Raw genomic sequence first — 23,566 nt, 5'->3', positions numbered from 1 at the left:
TGGACAGATAATAAAAAACTAGCAGAAGTAGGATAAGAGTAAATGACAGATAATAAAGAACAACGTTACCGCTTTAGCGAAGCCCCAATCTGGGATCTGCAGCGGACTTATTATGAAGAAAAAGGAATGAAGGCTTGGAATAATGACCAAGTGCCGCAGTACATAACGAGTAATCCAATGATCGCTACGTCATATGCAGAAATGATCTTTGGGTTTCTTCAAGATCGGGCTGGTCAGGAACATCGATCAACTCCTGTTTGGATTGTGGAGCTTGGGGCAGGAGCTGGACGACTGGCTTACCACGTGTTGCTGGAGTTGTGTCGATTAAGAGATTATGCGGAAATGGAACTACCTCCGTTTCGTTACATTATGACTGATTTGGCAATGAGTAATGTGTTAGCTTGGAAGGAGCATCCCGCTCTACAATCCTTTATTGCCGAAGGATTACTCGATTTTGCACGATTTGATGCTCTTCAGGATACGGATCTGAATCTGGTCGTTGCCAGCACAACTATTAGTGAGGGTGATTTAGAGCAGCCTTTAATCGTTGTTGCGAATTACTTTTTTTGTGGTATTCCACAAGAGTTGATTTATGTTGGTGATGGTCAAATTTACGAAGCCGATGTTATCGTCGACTGTCCTGAGAATATGGATTCGCTTCAACCGTCGGAAGCATTACATCAAATATCTTTACGTTATGAGTATCGACGGGCTCCTGAGTATGAACAAGAAGCTTACCCATATCGTAATGTTATTGCTATGTATCAGGAACAGTTAGAGGATTCTCACATCTTATTTCCTGTCGCGGGATTGACTTGCTTGGAACGTTTGAATCGGTTGTCTCAAGCGGGATCTCTATTAATAACAGCAGATAAAGGCGATCATTTGCTTGATAATTGGGAGTTCTCAGAGCCGCCAGAGTTGATTCTTCATGGAAGTTTTTCTTTAACAGCAAACTACCATGCCATTCAACATTATTTTGAGCAGAGAGGAGCAACGGCTTTATTTCCACCGCATCACTATAAGAACCTAAATGTGGGTTGTATTCTCAATCTGGATAAGCCGAAGGCGTATAATCATACAAGATTAGCTTATCGCCGCTTTATTGAACGCTTTGGTCCGGACGATTTCTTTAGTATGAAGGAATGGGTAGATCGTAATCTTGATAGCATGCAGCTGCAGCAAATATTAAGCTTTTGGCGTTTAGGCGGATACGATGCTGAATTTTTCATTCAGAGCGCGAGTCGGATCTCTCGTTTGCTGCCAGATGCAAATGATGAAGAAATACAGGACATCTGGAGAGGCATTCAGCTAATGTGGTCCTCGTACTATGTCATGGAACAGCGTTATGACTTAGCACTTGATGCGGGATTGATCCTGTTTGAGATGGACATGTACGAAGAGTCAAAACGTTTTTTAGAAATGTCGATACATACAGACCAAGAGCAGATCGTATCCACTGTATTTTATTGTCTGGCCATTTGTTGTTTCGAGTTAGAATTGGAAGATGACGCATTACAGTACACACGAAAGCTAGTAGAACTTGAGCCTGATCATGAAGAGGCGCTGGAATTGTTAAGCAGATTTGAGTGATTCCACTCGATTAACGTTTTAATTGATGGATAAAGCAGCGTTAGGCATGGAAGACCTTGTAGGTTCGCTCTACAGAGGCAAACGTGTGATTGCCGCTATTTAGCCAATAGTATTCTTTTGAGGTTTTATGATAGGATAAAGACTTATAACAGAGAGGAAGTGCATGAAAATGATTAACATAACCATCCCCAAGCCGGATGTAACGATTTACAAGCAAAAAAGCCCCCAGATGAGCAACATTTATGGCTTTACTGATTTTCATCTGATCACTAGAGAAACGGGTGGCTTCTTTACGTTCTATAACGATAAGGATGAGCTGCTTTTTGTAGGTAAGGCACGAAAGCTGAGACCTAGAATTAAAAAGCATTTTGAAGATACCGTATCTGTCGTGAAAAACCATCGTAATGAGATTGCAAAAATCGAGGTTTATGTTAATGAAGATGCTGTAGAGCGGGAGATTTACGAAACCTACCTTATAAACACTTATAAAGCCAAATACAATGTAGAAAAAGTGTTCTTCAAATAAATAAAGTACACACCTAAAAACGATAAGCGCAGTCATGAGAACTGAACTTGTTGTTTTTTTGTATTCTGGGCAGCATCAGGTTCGTGAGGCTGCACACCCAAAGGCAACCGAATAAGCCGTATGGTTATATCCGGTTGCTTTGGGCTGGCTTGCGAAAATACAAGGAGCCCTATATATCACACAAACTGTCCTATATTACAAAGAAGCACTATCGTTTTCCTCACATTCACATTACACATCTGCAGCGCTATCAGATATCAAGTGAGCATTTTCCCTTCCAGTCAGTGTCGATTCCAGCCAAGGTCGAAGGATGGGCAGGACATGGACAGCTTGCATAGCTTGAGTGTGATCGAGCCCTTCTAGAGTCTGAACATCCCATCCCAAATCTTCAATTTCGCTGCGACCGCGCATAAGCGGGCCCACAATATCGACCTGCACATCCCCCCAACGCTTGCCATAATCAATCTTGTCGGCTGTGCCTGTAAAACAAAGGCGAGGACATGTGATCTTAGATTGGGCTGAACGATCATTAAAGCCTTGTAGACGCTGATATAGGGTTACAAATTGCTTGGTCTGGGCCTCGCTCATCGAGACCTCTACAGTGGACCAATCAAATTCTTCCGCAGCACTATGGGAGCTATTTGGAGAGTTAGAAGCTGAACAGGACATCTCGTGAGTTGCCCTTGTTACGCTTAACATTTCCTGATAAGGGCCGTCAATAGGCGGAAAACCGCCCATAACAAGTGCCGAGAGGCGTTGCGAGCGAATCGCTAGCTGCATGCCGCTAAGTGCAAGCCAAGAGTAGCCGTAATAGGCGAATTGCGGGGCTGATGCCGCATCAGCTATAGACAACAGGTCACTGGAGATGTTGGCAGGTGTTAAGGTGTCGGGTTTCGCTGCACGTAGAACATGACCTTCATAATCGAAGGCGATCACACGAAATTTATCACGAAGGCCATCTATTAGCGAACGTCCAAGGGTTGGATCAACGCCCCACTGCACCATTTCATCAGCCTGAGGCCCTTCTATAGGATGCGGATTTACGGGAAGCAACAGGTTCGGCCCCTCTCCTTGAATCTCTACATCAATCATTTGTCCATCATGCAATTTGGCTTGGATCATATGCAGCCCTCCCACTTCAAATATGTTTGTATAAGCACTTTCACAAGCTAATATACAACATTGATGCAAGTGAGAAGGTGGAGATAAAACAATCTTTAAAAATAAGAAGTGATCATTTGAAAGCTTGGTATAGCACTTTAATGTTTTGATTTAAGGTTCACAGACAGCGACAACCGAGCGTTCAACAAATAATTTTAAAAGTAAGGCTTGAATATCCATCTACAGGAGATTGTATCGTGAGATTTAGAAAGCAGATAGCTGCTAACTGTAAATGAGGAGGTTCATGCTTATGAGATCTTTTGAGGTGTTGGTCGTAGTCGTCAATATTTTGCTGATGGGTTGGATCCTATTTGCCAAGAACAAATCGCAGCGAGGACTGTTGATTGGTTTCGGTCTATCAGCCATCGTGCTGCTGATGCACGGGGGTGTCGAAGGCATGCGCTGGCAGATGATGCCGGCTTATGCGATGACAGGCGTTCCGTTAGCTATAGTTATAGTATCCAGCAGAATGATGTCTCGATCCGAGGGGCAGAGTGTCAAAAAGGCATCCAATGCAAAGCATATTGCGTTGACCATGCTGGCGGTCATTTATTCATCAGTCGCCGTAACTCTGCCGCTCATCCTTCCGGTATTCACCTTCGATAAGCCGACGGGTCCCTATAAAATCGGCACCGTCACTTATGATTGGAAGGATGATCAGCGGGAAGAAACGCTCACACCAGAACCTGGGGATAAACGCGAGTTAATGGTGCAGATCTGGTATCCTGCTGATTCAACAGCCAAAGGTAGTTTAGCGCCGTATATTTCCGATTCGGATGTCTTTGCAGAGGGCTACAGTAAGATTTTGAATTTACCAAAGCTATTATTTACAACTTTTGGTTTTGTCAAAACGCATTCTATTGAACACGCGGAGATTTCCAATCAGGAAGCCTCATATCCCGTGCTCCTTTTCTCACATGGATTTAGTGGTCACAAAAATCAGAATACCTTTCAGATCGAACAATTAGTCAGCCATGGCTATATTGTGGTAGGCATAGATCACACTTATAGCAGTACGGCTTCTGTTTTTTCTGATGGTCGTGTGGCAAACTATATGCCGCAAGACACGAACTCTATTGCATATTTAGATAAAGCAAACGAGGGATGGGTGGAAGATGCTGCGTTTGTGCTGGATCAAGTGGAGAAGCTGACCAAGGATGATCCTGACCACCGTTTTACAGGTCGATTGGATATGAAAAATGTGGCCATGTTTGGTCATTCTTTTGGTGGAGCAACAAGCACTCAGATGCTGATGACGGATTCCAGAATCAAAGCAGCCCTTAATATGGACGGTATTTTGTACGGCAAACTACGAGTTCCGGCAGATGGGCTGAAGAAGCCATTTCTGATGATGAATGCCGATGACACGCTAGCGGGTACAGCGAATATGAGTGGGGAGGATGATGCTGCCCAGCGCGAGGCAAGAGAGGAACTAGCCAAGTTCTATAGTGAAACGCTGCCGCGGTACGAGCATGTAGCAGATGGAGGGAACTATTGGATGAAAATTAAAAATATGAGGCATATGGGCTTCTCCGATTTATATCTGTTTTCACCGCTGTATGAAAAAATGGAAGGGGTCGATATTCGAAAGGCTTACCGCCTCATTAATGATTACTCGCTCGATTTCTTCGATCATTATTTAAAGCAGCAGCCCTTTAAGCTTTTAGAACAAAATATTGGCGACTACCCCGCATTTACGTTGCAAAAAGGGTGATTGCAAAATCGAACAGTAGAGGGTATTTGGCCCTCTACTGTTCCCAATATTGGTCTTTTCTCATATATGTTGAAACTTCCATTCTATGCCTTGAAATAGCAGGAGGTTTGCCTTTGAAAGCAGGTGGTATTGAGGGCTTAGAATGGAACATAACGTATTGCATCGTTCCAGATGCTTGGATTTGGTCTTCTGAACATATTCAGCCAAGCAGAGAAAGTCCTCTTCCTTGTTGCTTGGTTGCTCTGAATTGGCATATACCATGGTCGCTTCCTCCACTAGTGCTTGTACAAATCGACTGTGGGCAGGATATTTGTTCTTTAATGCTTGTTTTAAACGGCTTTGCATATCCTCTAGCTTCCTGATCCATGTGGCTGCATTAAAATGAGGTCGATGAGCCGCATGAAAGCACATAAACTCGATGCTTCTCAGATCCTCTATAAACTGGGGATCATTGATGAGTCGCTGCAGTTCTTCCCAAGCAACTGTTTGTTTAGCAGATAATTTTACTTGATTGATAATGTATTTATTAAAAAAATAAAACAGAGAGTCACTCCACTCTTCAGGAATCCCGTCTAAAAATTTGGAAGCTTTCACTCTCTCCGAGATGAACTGTTTGCGCTCCTCGATGTGTATTGCATTCATATGGACCAGATCATAGATACAACGTAATGGATCTCCTTGCTGTGTTCTCCCTTGACGCAAAATGGATATGATATTCGCTAGCGTGCGAACCTGCGTCTCCAAGGACTCGAGCTGCCAGTCGATAACTTTATCAACGGGTCTATCCCCAGAGATGATCTGGCTAATAGCATCAATTTCGAAATCTAAACAGCGGAAAGTTGTCGTCAGCTCTAAACGTTTAATATCTTCCGTAGTATATAATCGATGCCCGCCCTCAGTATAACTAGTGGGTTTTACTAGCCCAATTTCATCATAGAAACGTACCGTTTTGATGGGGGCACCAATCTTTTTGGCCACTTCCCCAATGGAATAGGTGCTTGCCTGAGCTATACAATCCGAAATATCTTGAGACTGCGTATTGGTATTGTGCATGAAATACAAGTCGATCCCCCCTTTTAAGGTGTATTTTACTATCTCCTGTAACCGGAGATTCAAGGGGACTGCACATCCTCAGTAACGCAAACACCTTCTCTGAAGATCTTTTTGATTTTGGCAATAGCAAAGTAAATAAAAATAGGTGTTGATTGTCCTGTAACAGGAGGATATATACTCTGGGCTAGTGAGCAGCATGAACAGTAGACGAGGAGGTATATAAACATATGAGATCACTTGAAATGTTAACTGCTATTTTTAATGTTCTAATGCTTGGTTGGGTAATTTTTGCCCCAAACAAATCGCAGCGCGGGCTGCTGGTTGGATTCGGAGCTTCGGCCGTACTCGTGCTGATACATGGGTTCAGCGAAGGCATGCGATGGCACATGATTCCGATCTATGTGATGACGATCGTACCCATTGTTATCGCTGCTTTGCGGTATAAGTTTAAACCGAAGGAAGTGAAACAGAAGGCATCCCGGATCCGGACCCTGCTGATTACGGCGCTTGCTTTCATATATGCTTCTATAGCGGTAGCCCTGCCGCTCCTGCTTCCAGTGTTCACGTTTGAGAAGCCGAAAGGACCTTACCCGATTGGGACAGTGTCTTATGATTGGAAAGATGAACGACGAGAGGAGCTCTATACTTCTGCACCTGACGATAAGCGTGAATTGATGGTGCAGATTTGGTACCCAGCTAATTTAGCATCCAAAGGCAAGTGTGCACCCTATGTTGCTTATCCTGATCTTTTTGCCAATGGATACAGCAAAGCGTTGAATATGCCAAAACCGTTATTTACAAGCATTGGCCTAGTCAAAACGCATGCGGTTGAAGGAGCAGCGCTATCCGATAAAGAACCCGAATATCCAGTGCTCTTATTCTCCCATTCCTTAAACGGGGCTAAAAACCAAAACACATTTGAGATCGAACAATTAGTAAGCCATGGTTATATCGTGGTAGGCATTGATCATACTTACCACAGCACAACAACGGTTTTCCCTGATGGCCGTGTGGTACATTTTGTTCCTCAAGAAAGTAATACAATTGATTATTTAGATAAATTAAATGACAAATGGGTGGAGGACGCTACGTTTGTACTCAATCAAATCGAAGAGCTTACCCAACATGATCCAGACAATCGCTTTACAGGACGGATGGATTTGGAGCGCATTGGGATGTTCGGTCATTCCTTCGGAGGCGCAACGACTGTCCAAATGCTGATGAAGGATTCCAGAATTAAAGCAGCAATCAATATGGACGGCGGATTATATGGCAAGCTACGGGTTCCGGCAGATGGGCTGAAGAAGCCATTTCTAATGATGAGTGCAGATGACACGCTCACGGGGACAGAGAAGATGAGCGATGAATATATCGCCTCTCAGGGAACGACAAGAGCGGATTTAACCAAGTTTTTTAGGGATACATTTGCCCGGCAAGAGTCTGTAACAGCAGGTGGCAACTACTTGATGACAATTAAAAATATGAAGCATATGGGCTTTTCCGACACCTATCTGATGTCGCCTCTGTACGAGAGGATGGAAGGGGTGGATATACGAAGTGCACACCGCCTTATTAACGATTATTCGCTTGATTTCTTTAACCACTATCTAAAACAGCAGCCATTTAAAAAGTTGGAACAGAATATTGGTGATCATCCCGAATTTACCCTACAGAAGGGTTGATTCCCGCGATCAATAACATGATTAATAGCCAAGGGCATCAGACCTTGGCTATTTGGTCATGCTGCTTCCATTAAAGAAACATTGCTATTCTTAATGGTTAGGAGAATAAGAACAAAGCGGCAGCCCATAGAACAGGTTGATCATGTTCCGAACTGCCACCTGTTATTGAACGATCGTTATCGTACGTTTAACGAGCGGTCGCTTCCCTTGCACTTGATTGGGAGATTTTTATTTTAAGCACAATGGATAGGAACGCAAGCAATGCAAACATCATACCGCTCCAGATGAGCTGATGTATGCCTAGGTGGGAAATAAACCAACCACCGATTGAAGTCCCTATAGTAATCCCGAGGTTGGAAAAAGAGACAAACAAACTGTTGCCGAATTCGGGCGCTTCCTTGGTCTCTGTCGTTAACCATGCTTGGCTTACAATCAGCCCGCCAGAATGCACGGCTCCCCACACGAACACAATCATAACCATCGGAATAAAATAAGTGCCCCCATAATAAGCCAATAAATATACTGCTGTATAGAGCAAAGGGAACAGGATAACGGTCTTTGTCATGCTTTTATGCAATAACTCCCCGAATATAAAATTTCCTACTATCATGATTACACCAAAAGCCATCAACATCATACTAATCCATGATCCGTTCATCTGTGTCACTTGTCCAAGATATTCAGCAAAGTAGCTGTACACCGAAAACATAGCTGCAAAAATAAAAATAACGGTCACGATGTTTAACCACAATAGAGGTTTGCGTAATATGCCAAGCTGCTTGCCATAAGACATTTTTTCCTTAACAGGCATGGAGGGTAACCACACGAGTATGCCTACAAAGGCAATTATACTTACTAGCGCTCCGAACAAGAATGCGGCTTCTAATGATAACTTTTCGGCGAGGTAAGAGGTCAACGGCACACCAAATGCAAATCCAACCGTTATGCCGGCGAACACCTTTGTAACTGCCTTGCCGCTTTTTTCTGAGGGCACAAGTTTAGCTGCAGTTACGAGGGCTACTGAGAAAAAGACAGGATGGAAAATGGCAGGGATAATACGGAAGGCGAGCATAACTTCAAATGTTGCAGTATAGGCATACACGATATTGGATATCGCGAAAAGAAGTACAGCCGCCAAAAGAATGACTTTGCGGTTAATACCGGAAGTCAGTAAGGTTAGGAAGGGGCCAGAAATGGCAACGACTAAAGCAAATATACTTACAAGCCATCCTGCTTGTGAAGCGGATATATTAAATTTTTGTGTGACTTGGGGCAGAACCCCTATAATACCCATTTCAGTTGTAATAATACCGAACACGCCTAAAGCCAAAATCAGGATCAGAAGCGAGTTAACCTTTTTCATAGTAGATGTAAGTCTCCATTCGTATTTATATATATAGAAATATAGATGTAAAAGAGTAAAAAAAGACTCCTTTCCTTTTATAGTTTTTCCTTAATATACTCGGAAAATTTCTGTATGGTCTGTTCATTGCGACGATAGTACGTCCACTTGCCGATGCGTTCAGATTCCAATAATCCAGCCTTCTGCATGGTAACGAGATAACTCGATATAACAGACTGCGCAAGCCCAGATCTAGCCTGTATATCGCCTACGCACACACCAATCCGGAAGTTGAGGCCCTGGCGTAAATAGGGCTGCTCATCAAAGAATTGTTCGGGGTTCTTCAGCCATAACATAATCTGACTGCGGGTCTCGTTAGACAAGGCTTTATAAATTAGTAAAGGTTCCATAATCATTATTATATCTATTTTTATAGATTTGTAAATGCGAAAGGTGTTATTTGTTTTCCCATACAGGGTCAAGGGAGGGGATACGAAATTAGCAGCAGCTTTATGAAGCTTATTCGTTATTGTTCTTGTTTTGCACGCGGCAGCATTGATCAATCTGCTGCTGCTTGCTGTAAGCTCTCCCTCTACCCAACGTATGTCGTGCTGTAAGGGGGATAACAATCCCCTCTAACCATACTCCTCTGTTAATACCTTGAGACTTACGATTGCTTAATCAATTCCAAAGGCAGAAAGGCGTAGTCTCCATCCTTCAGGATCTCACAGCGGCGAACCGGAATCGCCTGTTTAAAAATAGGCCCATCGATTACGGTAGTATGGAACTCTCCACCCTCACCGCAAGGGTCAATTCCACGAGCTTCAAGCTCCCTTACATATTCAGCGGTTAACGTTCGCCCGAGATCCTCTTCCCGCATACCTAATGATAAATTTACAGTTACAAGAATGGTTACAAACCCCAGGCTAATGAACGTTTCGACGGCTTCCCGATGGTCCATTTCCCATAGAGGCATTCCCAGCTTTAGTCCAGCATTTTTGGTTACTTGGTCGTGCCAGCATCCATGAGCAGGCACATCCAAGTCCCCGGTTACCAGTACCTCTGCTCCTTGCTGCTTAGCATTTACTAGCAGGCGTGTAAACACTTCTTCATAATCGGACCAACTGGCAGCTGCCGTGTATAAAGGCAGACCAATGGCCTCCGCTTGGGCACGTATAAGCTCTGGGGGCATACCGTGTGAACGGGAACGTTTCCCTTCTTCCTCCAACATGACGATCAGACCAATGGCCTCTCCAACTCTCATGGCTTTGTACAAGGCTAGAACGCTATCCTTGCCTCCACTAAAAGAAGCTATAAATTTATGCCCATAGGCGCCATTTCTCCAATCCGTTACTTCCATCATTTCCATCTTCTCCTCTTGTTGACATGATTTTTGGCAGGGAATCTAGTAAATCCGTTACCTATACTATAAATGAGGACTTAGAAATCTGTATATGAGTTCAGTTTACAAGTCACGTAAATCGATGGGGCTATTTTAAGAATTTTGTTCTACAGGATGCAAGTAAACAGTATGAATGGTAATGTAAGTAAATTGATTTTAAGTCTTGGAGGGATCATATGCCACAGGAGTTAGTAACAAGCATTAGATCGGAGAAAGCGCCGTTAAGCGGTCAAAAACATCGTTCGAGCGGAAATTTCAGTACCGAGGTTCTTCCTCCGGGTACAAAAAGATTAAGATGGGAAGTAGAAGGTGGGGGCGTAGATCAATATGACATTACGTTTGATGTAAAAAGGGATGTGTCGGTAGGAACGGACCCTACGGAATTGGATGATGTGATTAGTGGAAATACATCCATAGTCATAACTGCAAGATCACTTTATATTGCTAATCCGAGTGGTGCAGAGTCTTCATTTTTAGTAAAAGTGTACGCAATTTATTAAGGTCGTAAAAATTCAATTTATACGCCTGTAAGTTCATAGTAAAACACCTTCGAATGCTGGTGGGACGTAATCATCCATGCATTTCTCAGGCTACCTAACGTACATGGGTCATACAAACGGAAGCTGATAATACGCGCTGCTTCTGAAGTCTGCCACTTATTTTTAATAGATAATGGTTTTAAATAATTGCTTTTCCTCTGATATTTATTGATAGCAACATGGGGTACTTCAGGAATCTGGATATTTGATGCACTTCTCAACTTGAAATAAACAGGACCAGCCACTTCCATTGCATGGAGCGGCTGGTATTTGTGTTTTTTGATCTTTTTCTGCTCCAAATACAACAGCCTTTATTGGCGTGCCAATCCGCCAACATACCGCCTAACCAACTAGCTGAGATAACAAGTTGATGGCAAAAGATGATAATGGAGAGCTGCTTTTGAAAGCAGGCGTTTATTTTTTATGTTTGGTATACATAGCCTATAACAAGAAAATCCCGCGAAATGGTTTTCCGCGGGGATAATCTCCGTATTTTGTTGGAGCATGATTAGATTAGGAGGCCTTAGAGCAAAGCCCTAATTCCCATGCTGCTTTACATCCAATATTACAGGCCACCATAACGGGCGGTAGTGCAGCAAATGCGAGACAAGCAACCGGGCATGCTAACGCACCGGATAATGAGCAGCCTAAGCGAACCCAATCAATGTCTAAGGTTGTGAATTCATCTGTTAATCCAATTTTGGCGGCTGCATTTAATTTAAGCAGAGTGAGCTCTTTCAAGGTGATAACGGAGTTCCCATCTTTAGCATCTATGATGTCAAATGCGACGCTTTCCGGATTGTTGCTATCGACATTTTCTTTTAATTTGACGAGTTGTAGGGATTCTAGGGTACCTTGTTCATTTGTGTTGCCGCTAAGCGATGCGAAATCTGAAGCAGTTGCTATGGAGAAGGTGTACTTCGTATCTCCATCTTGAACAGTTTGAATAACTTTGATGTCTTTTAAGCTGCTTAATGCTATACTCTGTTGATTTAAAAAGTGTGTAAATAGTACATCTGTCTTTACATGCTGCGAAATAAATTGATCGCCATCCTGTAAACTCAGAATTTGGATGGAATCAAGTCCGGATGCTCTAGTAGCGAGTTCTAATGTTTCGTCGGTTAATGCCGACCCAGGTGTACAACAACCGCAATTATTGGAGGAAGGCAGTGTCTGACTAGTGAGGTCAAGAGCGTAAACTGGAGAGTATGTTCCAAAAACAAAAGCGAAGATCATCATAACGGTGATTATTTTTTTGACCATAGCTAAACCCCCACCTTATATAAAATTGTTGATATCCAACAAAAATACGGCTTAAGGAATAAATAATTTTCGCATAAAGCTTGAATTTCTCCAGTCGAAATAAAAGGCGGATATCGTGGTGAGGAGAATTAGTGAGAACGGTATTATAAGCGCAGTTATAGAAAATTGTTGCAGCAGCATATAACAAAAAATAAGTGAGAGGGGAAGGTAGACAATGAAGTTGGAAAAGACGATTTCTTTAAAAAATGACTGGTCATAACGGTATTTATAGAAGCTGGAGATAGTAGCGACTAAAAGAATAAAGATGACGCTGGCATGGATCCAAAAGGAGGCTTGGAATTGCCATGCGCTGAGTTGATGGTACAAGTCACTATTGAGCGTCCAACTTATAGTTAGGATATATGGCATAAAGCCCATGCCTCGATTAAACTTTCCATTTGTAGGGGTCAAAGAGCCGTCTAACCCATGCATCTCTTTTTTAACAATATCTTTGGGATTTCCGAGATCAACTAATAAGGAGCGTAGCTCAGAGATTGAACTCGTGGAAGTCGATTGATCCTCAATTAATAACCGATACTCTTCAAAAAGTTTACTTTTACGAGCAGGGCTTAAGTCACTAATCCAGATATAATACTTGAGTGACTGTAAATAACCATTAATCAGTTCATGTCTTTCCATCTATCAAACCTCCTGTTGGTTAGTCTTAACTTCTTCAATAAACCTTACATTTACCCTAACGAAGTGAACAAGCTATAGATAACGTTTTATTTGAGGCGCATGCCCCATTTTCTTGAAAAATGAGTATAGAGCTTCTTCCTCGCCCTGTATAGTAATTGAATTAAGGCTTGTTCTGACATTTCTAATTCGTTAGCTATTACTCTACATGTTTTGTTTTCCAGATAATATAAGCGAATTACGTCTTGGTACCTAGTATTTAATTGATCTAGTGATTCATATAACATTTCATAGCAAATTTTTGATTCAATATGGCTGTCAACTAAAACAACATCAGCCTGAGAATGATGTTCTAGATATCTTATGAGGCGAGAGTGCGATAAAAGGTAATACTTTTGGTTTTTTTTCAAATAATCATATGCGGTATTCCGAGCCACTTTTTTGACCCAAGCTTTAAGATTATTCGAATGACGCAATTTGGGTGCTTTCATCATTACTTTTAAGAAGGACTCTTGTACGACATCCTCTGCTAATTCATGATTGTGAAATAAAAGATAGATATCACGATAGATCAGCTTCTTATAAGAGTAATACACTGATTGTTGAGTCGAGCTGTCTAGATGATGAATATTGTCGCGTAGAAATAATAACCAGCGCTCCATATAATCCCTCCAAGCTAGCAAACTGCTCTTTATCATAAATAAATACGTGAAACCATAACTTTTATAGCAATGTTTACTTAATGAGTAAGTGGAGTGGCGGACGGAAATTGGGGGGGCTTGAACGATTTAGAGGCAGAACTAGTAAGTTTGTAAAATATATAATCGTTGATTAATTTGGGAATCAATTTATGATTTGTATTAAATATACCTGATTTATAAAGCATAGGAAAGAAGAGCAGCGTCATTAAACGAGAAGGACTATCCATCAACAGGAATATCGACGTTGCTATAGTTACATCAATAAAGGCCAGTTCTTTCAGCCCCAATAGGGGATCAAGGAGCTGGCCTTCATCATATATGCTGGATGGCCTAACTAGCTGCCAACAAGTTAGCCGTACAGACGCTAGTGCTGCCCGGGAGCGGGATTCAAGCTTTGCGCGAATCCTGTACGCCAGGTTGGATATAATGGAGTCCAACCGTATTCATTACGCGCCATTGCATTGGACGCGCCGCGCTCACCGCGCTGTCGCCCTGACTGATGCGCAGGTACAGGGGCTTGCAGCGCTGTCGCATATACAGGCAACCACTCGGTTCCTGCGGCAGGCTCATCGTCGACTACATGGACGGGTCCTGGAGGCCAGTCCAATGCCAGCAGAGCAGCATTAGCGGCATCCTCCACATGAAGGAAGGAGGTTATGCCATCGGTTGCTGGCAGCTGTCCCTGAATCACCTTCTCAGCGATGAGGCCTTTATGGTCATACCAGGTGTGAGGTCCGTAAAGAGCACCATATCGTAAAATGACGTGTTCTGGGATCTCCGCAACGATACGCTCCAAGGCCGATATGCCGTCAATCGTTGTTTTTCTTGGCAAAGGCGCATGGATATCGAGCGGAACTTGTTCCCCCGCAGGATGATCTCCGGGCTCATAAGCCCATGATATGCTCTGCGCAATCATTTGTGTTACACCAGCAGCCTGCGCTGCATCGACTAAGTTGCGAGTTCCTTCAATCCGAATCCGGGCATTATCCTCGATACTCCAATTGCTTAAGGAAGTAAGCTGATGAATGATAACGTCTGGACGTACATCACCCACGGCTGCTAATACAGCGTCTCTTTCAAACACATCAACTACAATCGACTTTGCGCCCATTGCTTGGATGTGCGCTTTACGATCCAGTCTATGCGTCATCCCAACCACTTCATGGCCTGCGTGGACCAGTCTATGGATCAGCAATCGGCCAATTACGCCTGTAGAGCCTGCGACAAAAATTTTCATAACTATACCTCCATGTGTAGGGAATAAAATAGCTAATTACTTAATTGGGAACAGAATTTCTTATATGTTGGGATCAGGAAGCGGCTTTCATATGACGTGCAGCCATAGATATCTGCAGCCCCATCAATATTAGTGTAATTAGACTTAGTCCCAGAATTGCGATCTCAAATTGATGAGTCATATCTTTAATCCATCCGATTAGGAGCGGTCCCAGTGCCCCAATCAAGTAACCGACGGATTGTGTCATTGCGGCCCAGGAGGCCGCTTCTTCTGGTGTAGAGGCGGTATCAACAGGCAGCAATGATGCAAGTGAAAACAGCATTCCTGAGCCTAATCCGCATATGGAAACCGCTGCCCAAGCAGGCGTCGAGCATAGGATTAAGGCGAGCCCGAGCAATTGCATGAGGGAAGCACATAACAGCCAAGCTTTTCTGGAGGGGACTCTCCTCAGCAGCAGTTGGAGCAAGAAGCCGCTTGGGATTTGGACAACGGCATAGATCGTCAGCAAATAGGCTGCATAATCATGAGAATGGCCCAAACTTTCCATAATAGCTGGCAACCATGCCATTAACGAATAGAACACCATCGCCAGCAGTCCAAAATGCAAAGTAAGCAGCCAGGCTCGCGTTTCTTTCCATGGCATATTGGGACCTTGCAAGGGGACAGATGATAATGTCGGGGCCTCCGCTTGTCGTCGGATGACTATTAACCAGATGGGAAGCGCTGCTGCTGCAAGCAAGGACCATAGGGCGAGGGCTGTCTGCCATGAATCAGCCGTCAGCTGCAACGGCGAGGACAAGCCTGACCCAAGGGCAGCTCCAAGCGATAGTGCCGTAGTGTATACAGCGATCATGGCGGCTATTTGTGTGGGAAAATGCTTCTTAATAAAACCAGACAACAAAGGTCCCATCGTTGCAACACCTAGGCCGATCAGCACCGTGGTGGCCAGCAAGGTGAATACTGAGTCTGTGACAAGTCTTAATAAGGTCCCAGCCGTTATGAGTACCAAAGACCAAGCAATCACTTGTTCTAGACCATACTTTCTGCCAAGGCGAGTAGACAGGGGAGAGAGGCATCCCATACAAAGCACCGGAATTGACGTTAATAAGCTTGCGATCGCAGCATTTAAGCCTAGGTCGGTGCGAATGATCCCAAGTAACGGCGCTACAGCAGTGATGGCAGGCCGCAAGTTAAGTGCGGCTGTAAAGAGAGCCGCTGTGATAAGCCAGCCTACCATGACAGGCTTTTCTTGCTGTCGAGGCGGCTGCACAGCGTCAACTCCTTGTATGGAATGAACCCCTTGCTGCTGATGCATCTGGGGAGGGAAATGAACACGTTGACTCATCCATGGCACCTTCCTTCTGTGCAGTTCTTATAGTAGTAATTTCGATCTTATCATGTTAGATTGGTATCCATAAGTACCACTTTAACAGAGTTTATAGCATACCAATTCTGAGGATAAGGAGTGCATTCTATATGTGGGATCGGTCTGCTGTTTCTGCTCAAGGTACCAAGACCAAACAAGTGTATACCTTGCTGCGTGATCGCATATTTGAGGGCTTTTATATGGCGGGGAGAAGACTGCCTTCAACAAGAGATCTTGCACATGAAATAGGTGTGTCACGAGCACTTATCGTAGAGGTTTACGAGCAGTTGATTGCGGAGGGGTACCTGGAAGGGCGCCAGGGATCAGGCACGTACGTGGTGGATATAGGTGGTCGAAATCCGTTTATAACCAACACTCATGAAAAAAGCATCTCTGTCGGAACACGTGAAATCGCAACAAGCTATACCAGCTTTAAGGGCATTGATTTTCGCCCTAGCTTCCCCGCTCTTGATCTCATTCCGCGCCAGAAATGGAAGGAATCATCCCTTGCAGTTCTTAACAGCGCCCCCTTCTACGACTTTGGGTATGCAGATCCAGCGGGCAATGAGGAACTTCGAACCCAAATCTGCCGTTTTTTGCTGCACGACAGAGGAATTCAATGCCATACGTCACAAGTTATCGTAACGGCGGGTGCGACTCAAGCGATCACGCTATTATGCAAGCTCCTGCTAAAACCGAATGATGCTCTGGCAACTGAGGACCCAACGGCCAGCTTTATCCGAGATATTTTTGAATCAGCTGGGGCAAATATCATTCCCACTCCAGTAGATGAGCACGGGTTATGTGTCGATCAGCTGCCGACATCTCTTTCTCCCAAGTGTGTATTTGTCACGCCGTCCCATCAATTTCCTTTTGGCAGCATTTTATCGATTGGGCGTCGGATTCAACTTCTGGAATATGCACGAGAGCACAATTGTTACATTATAGAGGATGATTATGACAGTGAATTCCGCTACGCGGGAATACCGGTACGTGCGCTGCGGGAGCTTGATGCTGAGAGAGTGGTGTATGTAGGGACATTTAGTAAGAATATGTTTCCTGCATTAAGACTTGGATATATGGTCGTACCACATGAGTTAGTCACTCCACTGCTACAGCTAAAACGTCTTATGGATATGCACAGCCCCACCTTATCGCAAGCCACCCTTGCCAAATTTATGGCAGACCGCCACTTGGAACATCATATTGGTCACATGAAGCGTATTTACGGAAGAAGGCGTAATCAGCTGCTTACCGCTTTAGGTGACACATTTGGTACAGGGGTTAACATAACTGGTGATGCGGCAGGTTTACATCTGGTCGCGGAGTTCCCGGGGCGGCGATTCGACACTGACTTAGCGATGCAGCTAGAGACACGAAATATTAGAATATATCCTGCGGATAAATACACGATTGGCAAGGGCAAATATGAGGACAGGCTGATTATGGGATTCGGCAACCTCACGGAGGCACAGATTGGGAAGGGGATCGAAGCAATTGCGGATTTTTTGAAATGAACGAACAGGGAGTCGTCAGCAGCTTGGCTTTGAGGTATTAGCAAAAGAATAACACCTGCTCCCCAATTGTATTGGAGAAACAGGTGTAGATATTCGTCCTATTTGAGCCCTTCTTTATTTAAAGGAAGCATAGCCCTCGTCAGCCATCACAACACTGCCGTTGATTGCACTGGCTTCTTCTAATGACAGCAAATACACGGAGTCCGCGACTTGCTCAGGCGTTGTTAACTTGTTGCCAATCACTTTGGCTTTCATGGCGTCGACCATGCCTTGATCTTTGTAGCCCTGAATGATAGGTGTGTCCACAGCGCCTGGCGCAACGGCCACCACTCGAATGCCATATGGTGATAGTTCAAGTGCTGCAGATTTGGTCATCATAATGACGGCGCCTTTGGAAGCGTGATAAGCAAATGTCCCCGGAGAGGCTAAAAATCCAAACACAGAAGCGGTGTTGATGATCACACCTTTTGTACCCAATTCACGCATCTTTTTGCCTGCAGCAATAATACCATGAGCTACCCCGTGCTGGTTGACGCTGATGACACTATGGTAGTCATGTAGGTCCTGATCTAAGACAGGCGTAACCCGCCCGATGCCTGCGTTGTTAAACATGACATCAATTTTGCCGAATGCGGCAACCGCGTGTTCAATGAGAGCCTCTACCTCTTCAAACTTGGAGACATCTGTCTTTACAAAAATAGCTTGGCCGCCGCTCTCTTTAATCTGAGCAATCGTTTGGTTGCCTGCTTGTTCATTAAAGTCAGCAACTACGACATGTGCGCCTTTGCTTGCAAATTTAAGGGCTGTCGCTCTGCCTATACCGCTTGCGCCACCTGTAATCACAGCTACTTTGTTTGTGTCCATCGATTATACCTCCATTAGGGTGATGTATTATAATGAAAATGTAATGTGTTCTATCATGGTGCTGATCCAATTCGATACACTCAGTGTAACTCGCTATAAATTTAAATAAAATTTAATTATATTTACTTATAATTAATTAAATCTTAACAAGGGGATCTGACGATGAATTTGGAACAGATGGAGTATATTGTAGAGGTGTCCAACACGGGCTCATTTACAAAGGCTGCTCAGAATACTCATGTCACTTTATCTGCAATCAGTCAATCGATATCCTTATTGGAAGCCGAACTGGGCATCACCCTGTTTAATCGTTCGCGGGGTCAAGGTGCTCTCCCAACAATTGAAGGAAAACAGATCATTAAGAAAGCACAGGAAGTATTGTCACAAGTGAATGAACTAAAAGAAGAGGCAAGAGGGTACTGTAATACGTTAAGCGGTGAATTAAAGATCGCGACCATACCAGGCCCTATGCACCTGCTTGTGGATGTCGTGTCGTCGTTCAAGACAGATTATCCACATGTGAATATCGAGATTTTTGAAAAAGGACCCAATGAAATATTGCAGGATCTGGAGCACAGCAGGATTGATATTGGACTAATCGTGCTAAACGATGAGGTTATCAACAGAAAGGAATATGTGACGTTTGAAAAATTGTGGGAGGGAAAGATGGTTGTAGGGGTCCATCCGAATTCACCACTTGCCCACGAGAAGAAGATTAAGCCCGAACAGTTAGTCGGGCAAACGTTGGTCTTATATGACGACAAGGATTTATGGGAGGATACAAACACCTTAATTTCGCAGTATGGAAAGGCCAATATCCTCTTTACTACAAACAATACCAAAGCCATCCAGAACGCAGTGAAGCGCGGCTTGGCGATTACAGTCGGGCTGGAGTATTCTTTCACGGACATAGCGGACATTGTGCCGATAGAGCTGGATCAATCGGATGTAAGCCCCGTTTATTATGGCTGGGTGCTTCACAAAGGAAAGCATCCATCACAGGCGTCCAAACGATTTATTCAACGACTGCAGAGCGAATTCTAGTATGGATAGCCCGAAAGTTCAAGTCCGATCAAAGCTGACTTCTTCAAGCAATTCGATAATTTCGCCATTGGGACTGTGAATGACGGCATTGTGAACCAGAAGAGGAGGCTCGCCGAGAGCAAGCTTGCTCGGTTCTATATAAGCCTTTGCGCCGTATGCGAGGGCTTTTTCATATATTTGTGTTACATGTTCTACATAAAATGCAAAGTGTAATATTGCTCCGTGGGTGATTTCCTCATCAGCTGCGGCTTTTTTTCCTTGTGCGGGAATCACAGCTTCCTGATCAAAGATTTCGATACAGGTTCTTTGGTCAGGCGATACCAGCATAGAGGCCTCTTTAATATGAAATAAAGGCAGACTCCAATGATGGCCTATTTTGAACCCTAGCACTTGCGTATAAAAGTCTATTGTTTCTTGATAATTTTTAGCTTGTATCGCGACATGGGCAAGCCCTTTCACGCTCATCTGACATCGCTCCTCGATCTATTTGTTGTTATAATTATAGTTATATTATTTGAATATTTATATGTGTAATCTTAGGTATATACATAATTTTAATAATGAATTATAAGTTAATTTAAATAGTATACGTTAGAAAATAAAGTTAATGGGGAGTTGGCTACTATGGTTCATCACTTGGATGATATAGATAAGAAGATTATGCTATTGCTTCAGCACAATGCACGTATGCCCATTGCCCAGATCAGTAAGGAAATTTCGATGTCTCAGCCTGCAGTTAAAGAGAGAATCGTAAGGCTGGAGGAGAACAATATCATTTCTGAGTATAGTACGACTTTCCACTTGTCCAATTTGGATCGTGGGGCGGTTGCGTTTATGCTAGTAAAAACGGAACACTGTCAGCAGTTAGTTGATTTTTGTACAGCGTCTAGAGAAGTAACGGATTTATTTCGTATCAGTGGAGAATTTAATTATCTGATCAAAGTACAAACCGCATCCATAGAGGAACTTGCCGATTTTCAAGATGCACTGGTACAGATCGGTCCTTCAAAGTCCCACATTTGCATGAAGAACATACTTGAAAATAGAATTCTACTTTAATACAAGTGCTTCGCCAGAATGATGAGGTGCACTGAGGATGCATGCAGGAGGTGAAATTTCTTGAATGAGGGAAAGAAATCCATTGGGGAAGTTGCAAGGATACTGGGTACAACGATAAAAACAGTCCGATATTATGATATGGTCGGCTTGCTTAAACCGACAAGTTACACCGAGGGTGGACATCGACTTTATACAATGAACGATATAAGCCGTTTAGAACTCATCAATACACTTCGTTATCTGGAATATGGTATTGAGGATATACGTAAAATGTTGTCTGGAGAGATTCCGTTTTGCAAGGCGCTGGATGGGCAGATTGAGGCTCTTGAAACGCAGGTTAGTACGTTTAGGGATATGATTTCGATCTTGCGTCGAGTGAAGGAACAAGAGCATGAATCTGATGAAGATTCATTAGGTTATATGAAAGATTTAGTAGACGAGCTGATCATCGATGCAGAGCGGCGCAAGCAATTTATTCACGATAAAATGAAAGAGTTGAAATTTCTAGAGGGACTTCCATTGGAGTGGAGGGACACGTTTTTTCATTTTTTTAACAAATATATTATGAATGAAGTCAAAATATCAGCAAAGCAAACTCATGCTTGGAATGAGCTGCAGGAGCTCGTGAATGATCCTCAATATTTAGCTGAGCTTAAACATGGCAAGCTTCATTTCTTTACTATGGTGCACCAGCCGCGGGTAAATGCTGCAGCATGGATTAGAAGGATGGAGCAGTTGCGTGTACGTGCAGAAGCAGCTATAACGTTGAAGCTGACTGCCAATATCCCCGTTGTACAAGCGATTTTAGCCGATTTTGTAATGCTGCATGCAAGCGAAGAGGAAGCACGTCATAAAGAGGCGTTTTTCCGTCAATATGCTCAGAATGCACTTCATTCCGTAAATGAACGCAGCCTGCGGGTAGATACGTTATGTTCGATTTTAAACCCCAAGTGGCGTCTATTGTCTGAATGTAACAACTTGATGCTCCAAGCGATGGAATGGCGACTCAAACAGATGGATGAGGAGCCGGAGAATATCCAGAAATGAGCCAATAACCATAAAGAGCAATTGAGGGTTAAGTGCCCTCAACTGCTCGTCAGCTGCATCTAACCCAGACTGCTAACCCTTCAGTAATGTGAAATCGGGGTTCTCGCCAATAGACTGCTCCAGATATTGAAATGGTTGTTGTTTTAAATAGTGATTAAAGAAATCAAGCGTGTAGTCGTTCGTAAGTTGATGTGTACGACGCACATCGATACCCTCTATCCAATCAAACAAAGGTGTAAGCAAATACAAGTCAGAAAAACTAAAATGCTTAGCATTTGTCAGCTTCATCCAGTAATTACCCCCTGTTGCTACTGGTTGGTAACGCACAAGTAACTCATCATAAAATGCGTTTGCAGCTTCTCTGGTGGTCCCTTGGGCCGCGATCACCTCATCGGTCATTAGATCTGCGCCTCTTAGTGTGTCATCTGCGCTTATCATTAGAAATGGTTTTTTTAACCCATCCGCTGGGATCCGGAGCTGGCCAAATAACGCCCCGTCCATATTGATAGCTGCCTTAACGCGAGAATCAGTCATTAACATTTGGACGCTTGTTGCTCCACCAAAGGAATGTCCAAACATACCCAAGTTGCCCATATCCATTCGACCTGTAAACCGATGATCAAGATCGTTCTTAGCAAGCTTCTCGATTTGATCGAGCACAAACACAGCGTCCTCTACCCATTGCTCGTTTAATTTATCTAAATTTTTGACCGACATTTCTTGGGGAATGAAATTTGCAACCCGCCCATCAGACAAGAGGGATGATATGCTGCTGTACGTATGATCTATCCCCACTACTATATAACCTTGACTTGCTAATTGCTCCACCTGAAACATGTTTTGATTTTTGTACCCACTTAATCCATGTGAGAACACAAGCACCGGATATTGAGCCTCCGTCTCCGATAGCGGCGCTGCTTCTATGGCATAGGTCTTGACATGAGCAAAGCTTGAAAACATCAATTCGGGGAATTGAAGCACTTTGTGATACCCTGCGGCGAACATGTCCGGATTAGATACATAGGGCGCGCGCGCTCCCTTGGCCGCTGAATTGGCGGGGTACCAGATCTGCACCATCAACTCACGCTTGTCTTCAGGTTCTGGCGTACTGATCTCCTCACGCTTCTCGTCTGTCCAGTGATAGGTGACGGTACCAACTGCAAATGGACCGGTCGGTTTCTTAAAGGTGAATACCGGAAACAGAAGCGGCAGCGCTGCAGCTGTGAAAGACAAGAGAGCTGCAAGTATAGTCAGCAGCGTCATTCGTAGCCGAGATGTTTTCTGAGGCTGCTCCCTGGAAGGGAGTAAGGACCTTTTCGCGAAGATAAGGATTGGAAATACGGTTATCACGTAAATAGGAATCATTGGCCAGCGCATACCCTCCACAAACGCATGTATGACGAGCAGCAGGGTCGAGATGCCGAATCCAGCGACGAGCCCTTTCTGTGACTTGTTAGGAGCAAACATAAGCCAAACCAACAACAAGACATTAAAAATGGCAGACAACATTTCAAAAGATCTCATCCGATTAATCCTCCCTTGTTTTTGTTCTAGGTGCATTCTCGTTAAAAGTATAAAATCTCCCCTAAGGGGATAATCAACCAGCTTTTGCTCTATGAACTTTCATGGAGGGTTGGATGGAAAGCTTGCCATTAAGAGAAGACTATGACAGTATATATACATATAAGGAACCAACTGGATGTTATTGTGTAGGATGAATGCCTATTCTAATGCTGTGCGATCGATAGTGTGAGGCAATAATAATCCAAACTAATGTACTA

23 protein-coding genes are annotated in these 23,566 nt (G+C 43.7%); 9 read left to right on the top strand and 14 right to left on the bottom strand.

What is annotated here, in order from left to right:
• Positions 1–42 precede the first annotated feature (42 nt).
• The gene (locus MH117_RS12805; RefSeq protein ID WP_239329104.1) at positions 43–1,593 is read left to right on the top strand and encodes a tetratricopeptide repeat protein; all 1,551 of its coding nucleotides are present in this window, start codon (positions 43–45) and stop codon (positions 1,591–1,593) included.
• Between the two features lie 169 nt (positions 1,594–1,762).
• Positions 1,763–2,119 carry a nucleotide excision repair endonuclease gene (locus MH117_RS12800; protein WP_239329224.1) on the top strand — a complete coding sequence of 119 codons (357 nt, stop codon included), beginning with the start codon at positions 1,763–1,765 and terminating at the stop codon, positions 2,117–2,119.
• Between the two features lie 231 nt (positions 2,120–2,350).
• Here the strand turns inward: MH117_RS12800 and MH117_RS12795 are convergent, their stop codons facing one another.
• The gene (locus tag MH117_RS12795; RefSeq protein ID WP_239329103.1) at positions 2,351–3,241 is read right to left on the bottom strand and encodes an alpha/beta fold hydrolase; all 891 of its coding nucleotides are present in this window, start codon (positions 3,239–3,241) and stop codon (positions 2,351–2,353) included.
• Between the two features lie 289 nt (positions 3,242–3,530).
• On the opposite strand from MH117_RS12795, the gene MH117_RS12790 reads away from it, so the two are divergent.
• Positions 3,531–4,994, top strand: coding sequence for an alpha/beta hydrolase family protein (locus MH117_RS12790; RefSeq protein WP_239329102.1), 1,464 nt, complete (start codon positions 3,531–3,533; stop codon positions 4,992–4,994).
• Between the two features lie 60 nt (positions 4,995–5,054).
• Here MH117_RS12790 and MH117_RS12785 read toward each other — a convergent pair whose 3' ends face one another.
• A complete protein-coding gene (locus tag MH117_RS12785; protein WP_239329223.1) occupies positions 5,055–6,047 on the bottom strand; it encodes a MerR family transcriptional regulator in 993 nt (330 codons plus the stop codon).
• A 227-nt stretch (positions 6,048–6,274) separates the two neighbouring features.
• Here MH117_RS12785 and MH117_RS12780 point away from each other — a divergent pair, with 227 nt between their 5' ends.
• Positions 6,275–7,729, top strand: a complete 1,455-nt coding sequence (locus tag MH117_RS12780; protein WP_239329101.1) for an alpha/beta hydrolase family protein — start codon at positions 6,275–6,277, stop codon at positions 7,727–7,729.
• A gap of 187 nt (positions 7,730–7,916) precedes the next feature.
• On the opposite strand, the gene MH117_RS12775 is transcribed toward MH117_RS12780, so the two are convergent.
• The 3 genes from MH117_RS12775 to MH117_RS12765 form a co-directional block, all read right to left on the bottom strand.
• Complete coding sequence (locus tag MH117_RS12775; RefSeq protein WP_239329100.1) at positions 7,917–9,092, bottom strand: MFS transporter; 1,176 nt, start codon at positions 9,090–9,092, stop codon at positions 7,917–7,919.
• Between the two features lie 77 nt (positions 9,093–9,169).
• Entirely contained in the window at positions 9,170–9,481 is a 312-nt protein-coding gene (locus tag MH117_RS12770; protein WP_239329222.1) for an ArsR/SmtB family transcription factor, read from the bottom strand.
• 257 nt (positions 9,482–9,738) lie between these two features.
• Positions 9,739–10,434 carry a Dph6-related ATP pyrophosphatase gene (locus MH117_RS12765; protein ID WP_239329099.1) on the bottom strand — a complete coding sequence of 232 codons (696 nt, stop codon included), beginning with the start codon at positions 10,432–10,434 and terminating at the stop codon, positions 9,739–9,741.
• Between the two features lie 215 nt (positions 10,435–10,649).
• On the opposite strand from MH117_RS12765, the gene MH117_RS12760 reads away from it, so the two are divergent.
• The gene (locus MH117_RS12760; protein ID WP_239329098.1) at positions 10,650–10,973 is read left to right on the top strand and encodes a DeoR family transcriptional regulator; all 324 of its coding nucleotides are present in this window, start codon (positions 10,650–10,652) and stop codon (positions 10,971–10,973) included.
• A 17-nt stretch (positions 10,974–10,990) separates the two neighbouring features.
• On the opposite strand, the gene MH117_RS12755 is transcribed toward MH117_RS12760, so the two are convergent.
• The 6 genes from MH117_RS12755 to MH117_RS12730 form a co-directional block, all read right to left on the bottom strand.
• Positions 10,991–11,311 (bottom strand): hypothetical protein, encoded by a 321-nt coding sequence (locus MH117_RS12755; RefSeq protein WP_239329097.1) that lies wholly within the window; start codon positions 11,309–11,311, stop codon positions 10,991–10,993.
• A gap of 214 nt (positions 11,312–11,525) precedes the next feature.
• Positions 11,526–12,275, bottom strand: a complete 750-nt coding sequence (locus MH117_RS12750; protein WP_239329095.1) for a hypothetical protein — start codon at positions 12,273–12,275, stop codon at positions 11,526–11,528.
• A gap of 51 nt (positions 12,276–12,326) precedes the next feature.
• Positions 12,327–12,953 carry a hypothetical protein gene (locus MH117_RS12745; RefSeq protein ID WP_239329094.1) on the bottom strand — a complete coding sequence of 209 codons (627 nt, stop codon included), beginning with the start codon at positions 12,951–12,953 and terminating at the stop codon, positions 12,327–12,329.
• An 86-nt stretch (positions 12,954–13,039) separates the two neighbouring features.
• Positions 13,040–13,612, bottom strand: coding sequence for an RNA polymerase sigma factor (locus MH117_RS12740; protein ID WP_239329093.1), 573 nt, complete (start codon positions 13,610–13,612; stop codon positions 13,040–13,042).
• A 403-nt stretch (positions 13,613–14,015) separates the two neighbouring features.
• Positions 14,016–14,888 carry an NAD-dependent epimerase/dehydratase family protein gene (locus MH117_RS12735; protein WP_239329092.1) on the bottom strand — a complete coding sequence of 291 codons (873 nt, stop codon included), beginning with the start codon at positions 14,886–14,888 and terminating at the stop codon, positions 14,016–14,018.
• Positions 14,889–14,961: 73 nt separating this feature from the next.
• Entirely contained in the window at positions 14,962–16,233 is a 1,272-nt protein-coding gene (locus tag MH117_RS12730) for an MFS transporter (protein WP_239329091.1), read from the bottom strand.
• A 131-nt stretch (positions 16,234–16,364) separates the two neighbouring features.
• Here MH117_RS12730 and pdxR point away from each other — a divergent pair, with 131 nt between their 5' ends.
• Complete coding sequence (pdxR, locus tag MH117_RS12725; RefSeq protein WP_239329090.1) at positions 16,365–17,771, top strand: MocR-like pyridoxine biosynthesis transcription factor PdxR; 1,407 nt, start codon at positions 16,365–16,367, stop codon at positions 17,769–17,771.
• A gap of 114 nt (positions 17,772–17,885) precedes the next feature.
• Here pdxR and MH117_RS12720 read toward each other — a convergent pair whose 3' ends face one another.
• On the bottom strand, positions 17,886–18,635 hold the full coding sequence (locus MH117_RS12720) for an SDR family NAD(P)-dependent oxidoreductase (protein WP_239329089.1): 750 nt from the start codon (positions 18,633–18,635) through the stop codon (positions 17,886–17,888).
• 162 nt (positions 18,636–18,797) lie between these two features.
• On the opposite strand from MH117_RS12720, the gene MH117_RS12715 reads away from it, so the two are divergent.
• Positions 18,798–19,679, top strand: coding sequence for a LysR family transcriptional regulator (locus MH117_RS12715; RefSeq protein ID WP_239329088.1), 882 nt, complete (start codon positions 18,798–18,800; stop codon positions 19,677–19,679).
• A gap of 18 nt (positions 19,680–19,697) precedes the next feature.
• On the opposite strand, the gene MH117_RS12710 is transcribed toward MH117_RS12715, so the two are convergent.
• Entirely contained in the window at positions 19,698–20,144 is a 447-nt protein-coding gene (locus MH117_RS12710; RefSeq protein ID WP_239329087.1) for a VOC family protein, read from the bottom strand.
• A 159-nt stretch (positions 20,145–20,303) separates the two neighbouring features.
• Here MH117_RS12710 and MH117_RS12705 point away from each other — a divergent pair, with 159 nt between their 5' ends.
• Together MH117_RS12705 and MH117_RS12700 are read left to right on the top strand one after the other, a co-directional pair.
• On the top strand, positions 20,304–20,738 hold the full coding sequence (locus tag MH117_RS12705) for an Lrp/AsnC family transcriptional regulator (RefSeq protein WP_239329085.1): 435 nt from the start codon (positions 20,304–20,306) through the stop codon (positions 20,736–20,738).
• A 60-nt stretch (positions 20,739–20,798) separates the two neighbouring features.
• The gene (locus MH117_RS12700; protein ID WP_239329084.1) at positions 20,799–21,785 is read left to right on the top strand and encodes a MerR family transcriptional regulator; all 987 of its coding nucleotides are present in this window, start codon (positions 20,799–20,801) and stop codon (positions 21,783–21,785) included.
• Positions 21,786–21,857: 72 nt separating this feature from the next.
• Here the strand turns inward: MH117_RS12700 and MH117_RS12695 are convergent, their stop codons facing one another.
• Positions 21,858–23,309, bottom strand: coding sequence for an alpha/beta hydrolase family protein (locus MH117_RS12695; protein ID WP_239329083.1), 1,452 nt, complete (start codon positions 23,307–23,309; stop codon positions 21,858–21,860).
• Positions 23,310–23,566: the final 257 nt, after the last annotated feature.

The sequence above is a fragment of the Paenibacillus sp. ACRRX genome, assembly GCF_022346885.1.
Taxonomy (GTDB): Bacteria; Bacillota; Bacilli; order Paenibacillales; family Paenibacillaceae; genus Paenibacillus_B.
The sequence above is the reverse complement of the archived record's forward strand: the minus strand, read 5'-3'. Positions and strand labels throughout refer to the sequence as shown.

Coding starts and splice junctions, on each gene's coding strand:
- MH117_RS12805 (WP_239329104.1), top strand. CDS start 43: ATGACAGATAATAAAGAACAACGTTACCGCTTTAGCGAAGCCCCAATC.
- MH117_RS12800 (WP_239329224.1), top strand. CDS start 1,763: ATGATTAACATAACCATCCCCAAGCCGGATGTAACGATTTACAAGCAA.
- MH117_RS12795 (WP_239329103.1), bottom strand. CDS start 3,241: ATGATCCAAGCCAAATTGCATGATGGACAAATGATTGATGTAGAGATT.
- MH117_RS12790 (WP_239329102.1), top strand. CDS start 3,531: ATGAGATCTTTTGAGGTGTTGGTCGTAGTCGTCAATATTTTGCTGATG.
- MH117_RS12785 (WP_239329223.1), bottom strand. CDS start 6,047: ATGCACAATACCAATACGCAGTCTCAAGATATTTCGGATTGTATAGCT.
- MH117_RS12780 (WP_239329101.1), top strand. CDS start 6,275: ATGAGATCACTTGAAATGTTAACTGCTATTTTTAATGTTCTAATGCTT.
- MH117_RS12775 (WP_239329100.1), bottom strand. CDS start 9,092: ATGAAAAAGGTTAACTCGCTTCTGATCCTGATTTTGGCTTTAGGCGTG.
- MH117_RS12770 (WP_239329222.1), bottom strand. CDS start 9,481: ATGGAACCTTTACTAATTTATAAAGCCTTGTCTAACGAGACCCGCAGT.
- MH117_RS12765 (WP_239329099.1), bottom strand. CDS start 10,434: ATGATGGAAGTAACGGATTGGAGAAATGGCGCCTATGGGCATAAATTT.
- MH117_RS12760 (WP_239329098.1), top strand. CDS start 10,650: ATGCCACAGGAGTTAGTAACAAGCATTAGATCGGAGAAAGCGCCGTTA.
- MH117_RS12750 (WP_239329095.1), bottom strand. CDS start 12,275: ATGGTCAAAAAAATAATCACCGTTATGATGATCTTCGCTTTTGTTTTT.
- MH117_RS12745 (WP_239329094.1), bottom strand. CDS start 12,953: ATGGAAAGACATGAACTGATTAATGGTTATTTACAGTCACTCAAGTAT.
- MH117_RS12740 (WP_239329093.1), bottom strand. CDS start 13,612: ATGGAGCGCTGGTTATTATTTCTACGCGACAATATTCATCATCTAGAC.
- MH117_RS12735 (WP_239329092.1), bottom strand. CDS start 14,888: ATGAAAATTTTTGTCGCAGGCTCTACAGGCGTAATTGGCCGATTGCTG.
- MH117_RS12730 (WP_239329091.1), bottom strand. CDS start 16,233: ATGAGTCAACGTGTTCATTTCCCTCCCCAGATGCATCAGCAGCAAGGG.
- pdxR (WP_239329090.1), top strand. CDS start 16,365: ATGTGGGATCGGTCTGCTGTTTCTGCTCAAGGTACCAAGACCAAACAA.
- MH117_RS12720 (WP_239329089.1), bottom strand. CDS start 18,635: ATGGACACAAACAAAGTAGCTGTGATTACAGGTGGCGCAAGCGGTATA.
- MH117_RS12715 (WP_239329088.1), top strand. CDS start 18,798: ATGAATTTGGAACAGATGGAGTATATTGTAGAGGTGTCCAACACGGGC.
- MH117_RS12710 (WP_239329087.1), bottom strand. CDS start 20,144: ATGAGCGTGAAAGGGCTTGCCCATGTCGCGATACAAGCTAAAAATTAT.
- MH117_RS12705 (WP_239329085.1), top strand. CDS start 20,304: ATGGTTCATCACTTGGATGATATAGATAAGAAGATTATGCTATTGCTT.
- MH117_RS12695 (WP_239329083.1), bottom strand. CDS start 23,309: ATGAGATCTTTTGAAATGTTGTCTGCCATTTTTAATGTCTTGTTGTTG.